The 12461-nt window shown below is 64.8% G+C and carries 12 protein-coding genes; 11 read left to right on the forward strand and 1 reads right to left on the reverse strand.

The features are described from left to right. The first annotated feature begins 63 nt into the window (after positions 1 to 63). From pcaQ to ASD12_RS02375, 8 genes are all read left to right on the forward strand, one after another. Positions 64 to 981, forward strand: coding sequence for a pca operon transcription factor PcaQ (pcaQ, locus tag ASD12_RS02340; RefSeq protein ID WP_056581551.1), 918 nt, complete (start codon positions 64 to 66; stop codon positions 979 to 981). Positions 982 to 1110: 129 nt separating this feature from the next. Then, positions 1111 to 2427: an ABC transporter substrate-binding protein gene (locus ASD12_RS02345; RefSeq protein WP_056581555.1), complete on the forward strand. Its 1317-nt coding sequence runs from the start codon at positions 1111 to 1113 to the stop codon at positions 2425 to 2427. 21 nt (positions 2428 to 2448) lie between these two features. After that, the gene (locus ASD12_RS02350; RefSeq protein WP_056581558.1) at positions 2449 to 3192 is read left to right on the forward strand and encodes an ABC transporter ATP-binding protein; all 744 of its coding nucleotides are present in this window, start codon (positions 2449 to 2451) and stop codon (positions 3190 to 3192) included. Then, positions 3189 to 3917 (forward strand): ABC transporter ATP-binding protein, encoded by a 729-nt coding sequence (locus ASD12_RS02355; RefSeq protein ID WP_056581562.1) that lies wholly within the window; start codon positions 3189 to 3191, stop codon positions 3915 to 3917. Before ASD12_RS02350 ends, ASD12_RS02355 begins: the two co-directional genes overlap by 4 nt. Then, a complete protein-coding gene (locus ASD12_RS02360; RefSeq protein ID WP_056581564.1) occupies positions 3914 to 4810 on the forward strand; it encodes a branched-chain amino acid ABC transporter permease in 897 nt (298 codons plus the stop codon). Before ASD12_RS02355 ends, ASD12_RS02360 begins: the two co-directional genes overlap by 4 nt. Then, on the forward strand, positions 4807 to 5868 hold the full coding sequence (locus ASD12_RS02365) for a branched-chain amino acid ABC transporter permease (protein WP_056581570.1): 1062 nt from the start codon (positions 4807 to 4809) through the stop codon (positions 5866 to 5868). The genes ASD12_RS02360 and ASD12_RS02365 overlap by 4 nt, the downstream gene beginning before the upstream one ends. 2 nt (positions 5869 to 5870) lie before the next feature. Continuing rightward, on the forward strand, positions 5871 to 6656 hold the full coding sequence (locus tag ASD12_RS02370) for a coniferyl-alcohol dehydrogenase (RefSeq protein ID WP_056581929.1): 786 nt from the start codon (positions 5871 to 5873) through the stop codon (positions 6654 to 6656). 33 nt (positions 6657 to 6689) lie between these two features. Then, complete coding sequence (locus ASD12_RS02375) at positions 6690 to 8135, forward strand: aldehyde dehydrogenase (RefSeq protein ID WP_056581573.1); 1446 nt, start codon at positions 6690 to 6692, stop codon at positions 8133 to 8135. A gap of 31 nt (positions 8136 to 8166) precedes the next feature. On the opposite strand, the gene ASD12_RS02380 is transcribed toward ASD12_RS02375, so the two are convergent. After that, positions 8167 to 9096 (reverse strand): aldose 1-epimerase, encoded by a 930-nt coding sequence (locus ASD12_RS02380; protein ID WP_056581576.1) that lies wholly within the window; start codon positions 9094 to 9096, stop codon positions 8167 to 8169. A gap of 109 nt (positions 9097 to 9205) precedes the next feature. Here ASD12_RS02380 and ASD12_RS02385 point away from each other — a divergent pair, with 109 nt between their 5' ends. Genes ASD12_RS02385 through ASD12_RS02395 form a run of 3 tightly spaced genes read left to right on the forward strand, consistent with a single transcriptional unit; the run spans position 9206 to position 12461 of the window. Further along, complete coding sequence (locus ASD12_RS02385; protein ID WP_082525196.1) at positions 9206 to 9949, forward strand: FadR/GntR family transcriptional regulator; 744 nt, start codon at positions 9206 to 9208, stop codon at positions 9947 to 9949. Next, on the forward strand, positions 9946 to 11673 hold the full coding sequence (locus tag ASD12_RS02390; RefSeq protein ID WP_056581582.1) for an IlvD/Edd family dehydratase: 1728 nt from the start codon (positions 9946 to 9948) through the stop codon (positions 11671 to 11673). Before ASD12_RS02385 ends, ASD12_RS02390 begins: the two co-directional genes overlap by 4 nt. An 11-nt stretch (positions 11674 to 11684) precedes the next feature. Then, a complete protein-coding gene (locus tag ASD12_RS02395; RefSeq protein ID WP_056581585.1) occupies positions 11685 to 12461 on the forward strand; it encodes an SDR family oxidoreductase in 777 nt (258 codons plus the stop codon).

Below are 12461 nucleotides of genomic sequence, written 5' to 3' on the forward strand. Positions count from 1 at the left end.
AGGCGTTTGGTTCGGTAAAATGATATTTTACGCCATTTCATTAACTCAGGGGTTATCAAATCCATGTCCGAGAGCCGCATCCGGTTCCGCCACCTGCAGGCATTCTTGGAAGTTGCGCGACAAGGAAGCGTGGCGCGAGCGGCTGACTTGCTGCATGTCAGCCCGCCGGCGGTGACCAAGACATTGCGGGAACTGGAAGAGGCGCTGGGGGTGGCGGTGGTCGAGCGCGACGGCCGCGGCATCCGACTGACGCGCATCGGTGAAATCTTCCTTCGCCATGCCGGCACGGCGATCACGGCACTCAAGCAAGGCGTCGATTCCGTCCGCCAGGACGGAGCGGTCAACCGGCACCCGATCCGCATCGGCGCGCTGCCGACGGTGTCGGCTCGGGTGATGCCGCTTGCCATGAGCCTGTTCCTCAAGGAGGGTACCGGTGCGGCGATCAAGATCGTCACCGGCGAGAATGCGGTGCTGCTCGAACAGTTGCGCACCGGCGCGCTCGATCTCGTCGTCGGACGGTTGGCGGCGCCGGAAAACATGACCGGCTTCTTCTTCGAGCACCTCTACTCCGAACCGGTGCTGTTCGTGGTGCGGGCGGGACATCCGCTGCTCGATCCGGAACAGGATGTGTTCGCACGGCTCGACGAATTCCCGATGCTGATGCCGACGCGGGAATCGGTCATCCGCCCCTTCGTCGACCGCCTGTTCATCACCAACGGCATGACGGCGCCGGCAACCGAGATCGAAACCGTCTCGGACTCCTTCGGCCGCGCCTTCCTGCGGCAAAGCAATGCCGTCTGGATCATTTCGGCCGGCGTCGTCGCCAACGAGCTGGGCAGCGGCGCCTTCGTTGCCTTGCCGGTCAACACCGAGGAAACCAAGGGACCGGTCGGCCTGACGATGCGGACCGATGCCGCGCCCTCGCCGGCCTTCTCCATCCTGCTGCAGACCGTCCGCGAAGCGGCAAGGCGGGGCAGCTAGGGCTAGAGATGGCCGCTGTCCGTCCCGAATTTCCTAACCCAGGGGTTAACGAAACACCGCAAAATATCATTTTACCCAACCAAACCGCTGGTGCACTGTGGCGACTGAGGAGCACAGAGGGAGGAACGCATGACTCACGCACCAGGCAGCAAATCCAGTATTCCAGGCATTTCGCGGCGCCAGTTCATCGCCACCTCGATCGCTGGCGGCGCGGCGCTCACGCTTGGCGGCCGCGGCGCCCTTGCCCAGGCCGGCGACACGCTCAAGGTTGGCTTCGTCAGCCCGCGCACCGGGCCGCTCGCCGGCTTCGGCCAAACCGACGGCTATGTGCTCGATCTCGCCCGCAAGGCGCTGGCCGGCGGCATTGAGATCGGCGGCAAGAAATACAGCGTGGAGATACTCGATCAGGATACGCAATCGGATCCCTCCCGCGCGGGCCAGCTGGCCAAGGACCTGATCAACAACCAGGCCATCGACCTGATGCTGGCGGTATCGACGCCGGAGGTGATCAATCCGGTGGCCGACGCCTGCGAGGCTGCCGGCGTGCCGTGCCTGTCGACGGTCATGCCGTGGGAGGCCTGGTATTTCGGCCGTGGCGCCAAGCCCGATGCGCCCTCGCCGTTCAAATGGACCTATCATTTCGGCTTCGGCGTCGGCGAGTTCTTCAAGGCCTATATCTCGCAATGGAACCTGATCGAGACCAACAAGAAGGTCGGCGTCATGTATCCGAACGACGCCGACGGCAATGCCATCCGCGCCCACCTGGCGCCGCTGCTGGCCAAGCAAGGTTTCACCATTGTCGATCCCGGCGCCTATGAAACCGGCACCACCGACTATTCCTCGCAGATCGCCCTGTTCAAGCAGGAAGGCGTCGAGATCTTCAACTCGTTCCCGATCCCGCCGGATTTCGCGGCGTTCTGGCGGCAGGCGGCGCAGCAGGGGCTGATCAAGCAGATCAAGATCTGCCAGGTCGCCAAGACTGGCCTCTTCCCGTCCGACATCGAGGCACTCGGCGATCTCGGCATGAAGATTTCGAGCGCCGCCTACTGGCACAAGGCCTTCCCCTACAAGTCGCCGCTGACCGGTGTTTCGGGCATCGAGCTGGCCGATGGCTACGAGGCGGCGAGCGGCAAGCAGTGGACGCAGCAGCTCGGTGCTTCGATGTCGCTGCTCGACGCCGGCTTCGAGGCGCTGAAGGCAAGCACGAACGCCAAGGACAAGGCCGCCGTGGCCAAGGCGCTTAGCACACTGAAAACCGAGACGATGGTCGGCAAGGTCGACTTCACCAGCGGGCCGGTGGCCAATGTGTCGCCCGGCCCGATTATCGGCACGCAGTGGGTCGCCGCCAAGGAAGGCAGCAAATTCCCGCTCGATTACGTCGTGACCGAGAACGCCACCGATCCGAAAGTGCCCGTCGAAGCCAAGCTTCTGCCTTACAACGGCTGATGGACCGCTGACGAGGATCGCCTGGTGACCCATCCGCAGCAACAGGCGATCCTCGCTGCCGCCGGTATCTGCAAGCGCTTCGGCGCGCTTGTGGTGCTGGATGCCGTCGATTTCAGCATGGCTGCCAACGAGGCTGTCGGCATCGTCGGCCCGAACGGCGCGGGCAAGACCACGCTGCTCAGCGTGCTGGCCGGCGCCTTTCCACCAAGCTCGGGTACGGTCACCTTCAAGGGTGGCGAGGTGACGCCGCTATCGGCGATGCAGCGCTGCCGGCTCGGCCTGGTGCGCACGCACCAGGTGCCGAAACCGTTCAGCGGCATGACCGCCTTCGAGAATGTCTTCGTCGCCGCTTCGCATGGCGCCGGCCTTGGCCGCGACGAGGCCTATGAGGAAGCACTCGGCTCCTTGAAACTGTGCGGCATGCTCGGCGTTGCCAACCGGCGCGCCGAAACGCTCGGCCTGCTCGACCGCAAGCGTCTGGAACTGGCGCGCGCGCTTGCCGCAAGACCAACACTGCTTTTGCTGGACGAGATCGGCGGCGGGTTGACCGACGGTGAAGCCGGCGAACTCGTAGACACGATCAAGGAATTGCGCCGGCGCAAGATCGGCATCGTCTGGATCGAGCACATCGTCCATATTCTCCTGCAGGTGGCCGAGCGGCTGATCTGCATGGACGCCGGCAAGATCATCGCCGATGGCGATCCGCAAACGGTGATGGCCGACCCCGAGGTCGTGCGAGCCTATCTCGGCGGAGGCCCGAAATGAGCCTGCTTTCGGTCGAGAACCTGGTTGTGCGGCATGGCTTGCTGCAAGCGGTACGTGGTGTGAGTTTTACGATCGAACGCGGAGAAACGCTGGCACTGGTCGGCGCCAACGGCGCAGGCAAGACGACGCTGCTGAGGGCAATCGCCGGCGCGCATCACCCGGCGGCCGGCCGCGTGCTGCTCAGCGGTGCCGATCTCAGCAATGTGCCATCGCACAGGCGTGTCGGCATGGGCATTGCACTGGTGCCGGAGGGACGAAAACTGTTCGTGCAGATGACGGTCGAGGAGAACCTTCTGCTTGGCAAGACCGCCGGCCGGCCGGGCGACTGGAGCGTCGACAAGGTGCTGGAGATGTTCCCCAATCTGAAGCCGCGCCGCCATGCCAAGACGGGCCATCTGTCAGGCGGCGAGCAGCAGGCGACGGCGATCGGCCGCGCGCTGATGAGCAATCCCGACGTGCTTTTGCTCGACGAAGTCTCGCTCGGCCTGTCGCCGCTGATCGTCGACCGTGTCTATGCCGCACTGCAAGGGCTGATCGCTTCAGGCACGACCATCATCCTCGTCGAACAGGACCTCAACCGCGCCCTCGCGGTTTCCGACAGGGTTATCTGCATGCTCGAAGGGCGTGTCGCGCTCGAAGGGCCGAGCAAGGCAGTTTCGCGCGAGGATGTGACGAAGGCCTATTTCGGGCTGCACCGGAAAAGCCCCGGGAGCGTTCCCGCATGAGCAACCAGATCATCCAGGGCATCCTTCTCGGCGGCTACTACGCGCTGATCGCCTGCGGCCTGTCCTTCATGTTTTCGGTGATGCGCATCATCAACCTCGCCCATGGCAGCCTTGCCGTGTTCGCCGCCTTTGCCCTGTGGTGGCTCGCCGCGCGGTTCCACATCTCACCCTTTGTCGGCCTGCTCATCGTGCTGCCGCTGATGGCGGCGATCGGCTGGGTGCTGCAGCGCTTCCTGCTTGAACGCAGCGCGCGCGGCGGAGCCCTGCTGCCGATCCTGACGACGTTCGGCCTCGCCATCGTCATCGACAACCTGCTTTTCGAGCAGTTCGGCGCCGATACGCGTTCGCTGGCGCCCTATATCGGCAGCCTGTCCTATGATTCCTGGGAATGGCCGGGCAGCATCTATGTCGGCAAGCTCGCCGTGATCATGTTCGCCAGTGCCGTCATCCTGTTGGGTGGGCTGCAATTGTTCCTGACCCACACAAGGCTCGGACGCTCAATCCGCGCCACCTCGGAGGACCCGGATACAGCCGGCCTGGTCGGGGTCGACGCGCGCCGCGCCAATGCCATCGCCGCTTCCATCGCCATGGTCACGGTCGGCCTTGCCGGCGCATTCCTCGGCATGCGCTCCACCTTCGATCCCTATGCCGGCGCACCGCAACTGCTGTTCGCCTTCGAGGCGGCAGTCATCGGTGGCGCCGGGTCGCTGTGGGGAACGCTGATCGGCGGCATCGTGCTGGCGCTTGCGCAGACACTCGGCGCGCAGGTGCATCCGCAAGGTTTTCTGATCGGCGGCCATGTCGCATTCCTGATCGTGTTGTTCATTCGGCTCTCCACTTCGGGCCTCGGCCTGCGCGGCCTGCAGCGCTTGCCCACGAGGAAGCCAACATGAGCGCCGTCTCGACCTCGCCAGTCATCGAGCGCGGCACGGCGACGTCGCGCATCGCCGCGATTGCGGTGGCTGTCATCATCGCGCTGCTTGCAGTTGCCCCGCACTTCCTGTCGGCCGGCGCGGTCGACCGGATCACGGCTTTGTTCATCTATGTGATCCTGGCGGCGATGTGGAACGCGCTGGCCGGCTTCGGCGGCCTGGTCTCGGTCGGCCAACAGGTGTTCTTCGGGCTCGGCGCCTATTTCGCCATCCGGCTGGCCGATGCCGGCATCAACCCGTTCCTCGCACTGTTCACCTCCGGAATTATTGTCGGCGCCGTCTCCTGGCCGCTCTCGCTGTTCATGCTGCGGCTGAGGAATGGCGAGTTCGCCATCGGCATGTGGGTGATCGCGGCGCTGACGCATCTTCTGGTCAATCTCGACCGGTTGGTGCAGGGCGAAACCGGCACATCGCTGATCTCGCTCAATGTCTATGACGCGGGCGCCAGGCGGGCAGCGATCTACTGGCTCGCGCTGGCGTCGATGACCGCCCTGCTCGCCATCCTGTTTGGCCTGCTGCGCGGCAGCACCGGTGCTGCGATCCGGGCGATCCGCGACAATGAGGATGCCGCCGCGTCGGTCGGCGTGCGCGTCACCGGCACCAAGCGGCTGCTGTTCGTGCTTGCCGCCTTCGGCATCGGCATTGCCGGGGCGCTGTGGCTGGCGACCTCGATCACCTTTCAGCCGAAGACCTATTTCAATGTCCAGTGGACCGCCTACATGATCTTCATGGTGTTGGTCGGCGGCATCGGCACGTTCGAGGGCGCCATTCTGGGCGCGCTGGTGTTCTTCCTCATCGAGACGTGGTTCGGCGGCATCGGCGTCTGGTACCTGGTCGGGCTCGGCGCCACCGCCGTGCTGTTCTCGCTTTTCCTGCCGCGCGGCCTGTGGGGGACGATCGAGGAGCGTTTTGGGCTTCGCCTGCTGCCGGTCGGTTACCGCGTCAGGTTCCCAGCCGCCGCCGATGGCGATGCAATGCCTTCGCCACCGCAAGCCACACCATATCGGGAGAAGGCATGACCATGCTTTTCGGCAAGACGATCCTCATCACCGGTGTCGCCTCCGGCATCGGCGCGCGCACGGCGGAACTTGCCGGCCAGGTTGGCGCCGACGTGATCGGTGTCGATGTGCGTGAGCCGACTGCTCCGGGCGGCAGCTTCGTCGAGGCCGATATCTCGTCGAAGGCCGGTGTCGACGAGCTGATCGCTCGCCTGCCGCAGCGCCTCGACGCGCTCTGCAACGTCGCCGGCCTCTCCGGCAACACCGGCGCGGCGTCGACGCTGGCTGTCAATTTCTTCGGGCTGCGGGCTCTGTCGGAAGGCCTGGCGCCAAGACTTCGTGAAGGCGGCGCCATCGTCAACGTTGCGTCGATTGCCGGATACGGCTGGCGCGCCAATCTCAACCGCGCCGCCACGATGGTCGGCATCGAGGGGTTTCCCGATGTCGCCAAGGTGGTCGAAGACCATGCTGTCCAGAACGAGGAAGGCTATCCCGTCTCGAAGGAACTGCTGCTGTTGTGGACCTTCCGCGCGGCGCATAATGATCTGTTCAGACGGCGTGGCATCCGCGTCAATGCGGTGAGCCCCGGACCGGTCGAGACGCCGATCCTGAAACAGTTCCGCACCGTGCTCGGCGACGCCCGTGTCGACAGCGACATCGCCAGGGTTGGGCGCGCCGGCACATCGGGCGATATCGCCCCTGTCGTGCTGTTCCTGTGCTCGGATGGGGCGCGCTGGATCAACGGCGCCAACGTGCCGGTCGACGGCGGCCTCGAGGCGTCGATCAATGCCGAAGTGCTCGGCTTCTAACCAGGAAGCCTAATCGGAGCGATGGAGACTACAATGGATATCGGACTTCTGATCGACGGCGACAAAAGGGATGCGTCCGGCTCGGCCTCCTACGACCGCATGGATCCGTTCACCGGCAAACTGGCGACACGCGCCGCCGCGGCCAGCATCGCCGACGCCAATGCCGCGGTCGAAGCTGCAACGGCCGCCTTCCCAGCATGGTCGAAGACCGGGCCTGGCGAGCGCCGCGCCTTGCTGTCAAAGGCTGCTGACGTGATGGCGTCCAAGGTCGGCGAATTCACCAAGCTGATGATGGAAGAGACCGGTGCGACCGGCCCCTGGGCTGGCTTCAACGTCATGCTGGCGGCCAACATGCTGCGCGAGGCGGCGGCGATGACGACGCAGATTTCCGGCGAGATCATCCCTTCGGACAAGCCGGGCACGCTGGCCATGGCGATCCGCCAGCCGGCCGGCGTCTGCCTCGGCATCGCGCCGTGGAACGCGCCGGTCATTCTTGGCACCCGCGCCGTGGCGATGGCGATCGCCTGCGGCAACACGGTGGTGCTGAAAGCCTCCGAAATGTGCCCCGGTACGCACCGGCTGATCGGCCAGGTGCTGGTCGAAGCAGGGTTGCCCAAGGGCGTCATCAATGTCGTCACCAACGATCCCAAGGATGCCGCCGGCATTGTCGAGGCGCTGGTCGCGCATCCCTCGGTCAAGCGTGTCAACTTCACCGGCTCGACCAAGGTCGGCAGGATCATCGCCGAACTCGCTGGACGGCATCTGAAGCCGGCGCTGCTCGAACTCGGCGGCAAGGCGCCGCTGCTGGTGCTGGACGATGCCGACATCGACGCGGCGGTCAACGCGGCCACGTTCGGCGCCTTCATGCATCAGGGTCAGATCTGCATGTCGACCGAGCGCCTGATCGTCGATGACAAGGTCGCCGACGAGTTCGTTTCCAAGCTGGCTGCCCGCGCCTCGCAACTGCCGGCCGGCGATCCGCGCGGCCATGTCGTGCTGGGATCGCTGATCAGCAGCCAAGCGGCCGACAAGATGGAGGATCTCGTCGCCGATGCTGTCGCCAAGGGCGCCAAATTGGTGGCAGGCGGCAAGCGCACAGGCACCGTGGTGGAGGCGACATTGCTCGACCATGTCACGCCGGCGATGCGCGTCTACGCCGAAGAATCCTTCGGACCGGTCAAGCCGCTGATCCGGGTGAAGGGCGAGGATGAGGCCGTGCGTGTCGCCAACGACACCGAGTATGGCCTGTCGTCAGCCGTTTTCAGCCGCGACATCAAGCGCGCGTTTGCCGTCGCCGCGCGCATCGAAGCCGGCATCTGCCACATCAACGGCCCGACCGTCGGCGACGAGCCGCAGATGCCGTTCGGCGGCGTCAAGGGCTCAGGCTATGGCCGCTTCGGCGGCAAGGCCTCGATCGCCGAGTTCACCGATTTGCGCTGGGTGACGATCGAGGATCCGGGCCAACATTATCCCTTCTGACCCGGCCTCGCTTGGGCGGTCGATTTGATGATCAGATCGCCTGGGAAGGCGTGAAGCGAACGCTTGCGGATCGCATCTGCCCGGGTGCCAGCACGATGCAGCCGGTGTCGATGCCAGCGTCACCTTTGCGGTTGAAGGCATCGGTGATGTTGCTGACCGGCTCGGCGCAAAAGAACGGCTCGCCGGGCGGTGTGTAGAGCACGAGGAAATCGAGCGGCGCCTCGGCCTCGATGTCCAGTTGCCGCCCATGCTCCGGCCAGGAGATCCGGGCGCGGCGCGCCCATCCGGTGAAGACCGTGTCGAAATCCGTCTCCGACACGTCGAAGCCCGTGGTCGGGTTGGAGCCAGCGAGCGGCAGGACGTGCCGGGTGGGAAGGATTTCCGCGTCGGTCTCCCACATGCCGGACACCCGCGCCTGGATATGTGTCCACGGCGTCGACGGGAAATAGGGATGGAGGCCGAAGCCTGCCGGCATCGGCGCATCCGACAGGTTGCGCAGCGAGATGGCAATGACCAGCCCGCCATCGACAAGCGAGATCGCTTGCCTTGCTTCATAGTTCCACGGCCAGGAATCGGCGGCATGGCGATAGGATAGGACGGTGGTGCTGGCTTCGTGCCGCACGACTGTCCATGGCCGACGCCAGCCATGGCCATGCTCGTGATGAGGATCGTCGGAGCTGGTCGGCAACTCGACGGCGCGGCCCGCGAATTCGAACCGCCCGCCCCTTATGCGATTGGAATAGGGAACCAGCGGGAAGCAGGCCATGGCGCCGGCATCGCGGCTGTCGATCGCCGCCTGATCCGCAGGGCGCAGCCAGTCCATGACGGATCCGTTTTGCCGCCAGCGATACGATGCCAGCGCGCCGCCGGCGGCCGGAGCAATTTCAACTGTCGCAATGCGATCGCTGATCGAGACCAGCGCTTGGTGCTGCCCGGCAACGGCAGCGGAATTCTTTGTCATCGGCACTCCCCCATCCCTTGACTCCACTCGCAACGCCTATAAGACATATCATATGAATAGTATGAGGAATAAGAAATCTTTCAGCGCTGCGCGCACGTCAAGGGTTGCAGTGGCGGTCTCCAGCGGCTCTACGGCGTTGCATGCGACTGTTGTCGAGCAGATCGGATTGCGCATCGTGCAAGGCGATTTCCTGCCCGGCGAGGCACTGCCCAATGCCGACGATTCCAGCGAGATGCTGGGGGTCAGCCGCACAGTTCTGCGCGAGGCGATCAAGGTTCTGGCCGGCAAAGGGCTAGTCGAATCGCGGCCGAAGACCGGCACAAGGGTGCGTCCCCGCTCCGACTGGAATTTCCTCGATCCGGACGTCCTGTCATGGCGCTACGCCAGCGGCGTCAGCGCCGAGGATGTCCGGGCGCTGTTCGAGCTGCGGCGCGCCATCGAACCGATGTCGGCCGCCCTCGCGGCCCAGCGCGCCACACCGGCGCAGATTGCCGAGATCAATGCCGCGCTGGCCGAAATGGAAGCGGTTGTCGACGATGGCGACCGCTTCGCCAAGCCAGACCTTTTGTTCCATCAGACCATTCTGCGCATGACCGGCAACGAGCTGATCGGCTCACTGGCGGCACTGGTCGAAACCGCATTGGTGATGAGCTTTCGCCTCTCCAACGACAATCCGGACGGGCAGCGCCATTCTTTGCCGCTGCATCGGGAAGTGGCCGAGAAGATTGCCGCCGGCGACGCGATCGGCGCGCAAAAGGCATTGCTGGTGCTCATCGACAATGCCGAGGAAGACGTGCGCCGCAGCGTCGAGAACCGCAACAAGCGTCGCCAGGATCGGGAAGAGGCATCGTGACGGACAAGAAACGCAAGCTGCGTTCCCAGGCGTGGTTCGGCGGTGAAGGCAAGAACGCCTTCATGCACCGCAGTTGGATGAAGAACCAGGGCATCCCCGCCGACGCTTTCGACGGCCGCCCGGTGATCGGCATCTGCAACACCTGGTCCGAATTGACCCCGTGCAATGCCCACCTGCGCGCGCTCGCCGATCACGTCAAACGCGGCGTCTATGAAGCCGGCGGCTTGCCGCTCGAATTCCCTGTGATGTCACTGGGCGAGAGCAACATGCGCCCCACCGCCATGCTGTTTCGCAATCTGGCCAGCATGGATGTCGAAGAGTCCATCCGCGGCAATCCTATCGACGGCGTCATCCTGCTGGTCGGTTGCGACAAGACCACGCCTGCACTCTTGATGGGCGCTGCGTCGTGCAACCTGCCGACCATCGCGGTTTCCGGCGGGCCAATGCTCAACGGCAAGTTCCGCGGACAGGATATCGGCTCGGGCACGCATGTCTGGAAATTCGCCGAAGAAGTGAAGGCCGGCCGGATGCCGGTCGCCGACTTCCTCGCCGCCGAGCAGGGCCAGAGTCGATCGGCCGGCAGCTGCATGACGATGGGGACGGCTTCGACCATGGCCAGCATGGTCGAGGCGCTGGGCATCGGCATGCCGGACAATGCCGCGATCCCGGCGGTGGATTCGCGCCGTGGCGTGCTCGCCCAGATGGCCGGACGCCAGATCGTCGATCTGGTCCGCAGGGACGTTACGATCGCGCAGATCCTCACCAGGCAAGCGTTCGAGAACGCCATTCGCGTAAACGGCGCGATCGGCGGCTCGACCAACGCGGTGCTGCATCTGATCGCCATCGCCAACCGGGTCGGTGTCGATCTCAGCCTCGACGACTGGGATCGCCTTGGCCGTGACGTTCCAACGATTGTCGATTTGATGCCGTCGGGCCGGTTCCTGATGGAAGATTTCTACTACGCCGGGGGGCTAGCTGCGGTCATGGCGTCGCTTGATGAAGTGGGGCTTCTTCATCGCGACGCCATGACCGTCAGCGCCAAGACCATCGGTGAATTGATCGACGGCGCGCCCAACTACAACAGCGAGGTGATCCGGCCGCTGAGCCAGCCGCTGACCAAGGAGGGCGGCATCTCGATCCTGCGCGGCAATCTGGCGCCTGACGGGGCGGTCATCAAACCGTCGGCGGCAACGCCCGAACTGATGCAGCATCGCGGCAAGGCGGTGGTGTTCGAGAACATCGAGCACTACTACACCCGCATCGACGATCCGGAGTTGGACATCGACGCCTCCTCGGTGATGGTGCTCAAGAACTGCGGGCCCCGCGGTTATCCCGGAATGGCCGAGGTCGGCAACATGCCGCTGCCGGCCAAACTGCTGAAGCAAGGCATCTCCGACATGGTTCGCATTTCGGACGCGCGCATGAGCGGCACCGCCTACGGCACCGTGGTGCTGCATGTGGCGCCGGAAGCCGCCGCGGGTGGCGCCCTGGCGCTGGTGCGCGACGGCGATCTTATCGAGCTCGACGTCGCCGGCCGCCGGCTGGAGCTTTTGGTATCGGATGAAGAGCTCGCAATCCGCCGGCGTGACTGGAAGCCGCCGGCGCCGCCGGAAGGCGGCTATCAGAGCCTCTATGTCGAGCGGGTGCTGCAGGCCGACAAGGGCTGCGATTTCGACTTTCTCGTCGGCCGGCGCGATGCCGGCATTCCTCGGCATTCGCACTAGAGAGGCGCGCGATGACTGATGAAATCGGCTACGCGATCTATCCAAGCCTCAAGGGCCGCAGCGTCTTTATAACTGGCGGCGGCAGCGGCATCGGCGAAAGCCTGGTGCGCCATTTCTGCGCGCAAGGCAGCCGCGTCGCCTTCGTCGACATGGCCGAGGAGCCTTCACGGCGTCTGGTCGACGCGATCGCGGCCGAGGGACATGCCACACCGCTGTTCATTCCCTGCGACCTGCGCAACGTCGAAGAGTTGCAGGCGGCAACCGTGCAGGCGATGCAGCACAACGGCCCGATCCAGGCCCTGTGCAACAATGCCGGGAATGACGACCGTCATCAGACCAAGGACGTGACGGTTGCCTACTGGGACGACCGCATGGCGGTCAATCTGCGCCACCAGTTCTTCGCGGCGCAGGCGGTGCGTCCGCAGATGAGCACGCTGGGCGGCGGGTCGATCATCAATTTCGGCTCCATCACCTGGATGGTCGGCGATCCTGATTGCCCAGCCTATGTCACCGCGAAAGCCGCTGTTTACGGCATGACGCGGGCGCTGGCCCGCGAGCTTGGCCCCGAACGCATCCGCGTTAACTGCATGGTGCCGGGCTGGGTGATGACAGAGCGCCAGATGCGCCTTTGGCTGAACCCGGCCGGCGAACGCCAGATCGCGGAAAGGCAGTGCCTGCCCGACCGGCTGCAACCCTCCGATATCGCGCGCATGGCGCTGTTCCTCGCCGCCGACGACAGCCGCATGTGCACGAGCCAGCAGTTCATCGTTGATGCGGGCTGGGTGTGA

This window comes from Mesorhizobium sp. Root102 (genome assembly GCF_001425625.1).
In the GTDB taxonomy this organism is placed as follows: Bacteria; Pseudomonadota; Alphaproteobacteria; order Rhizobiales; family Rhizobiaceae; genus Mesorhizobium.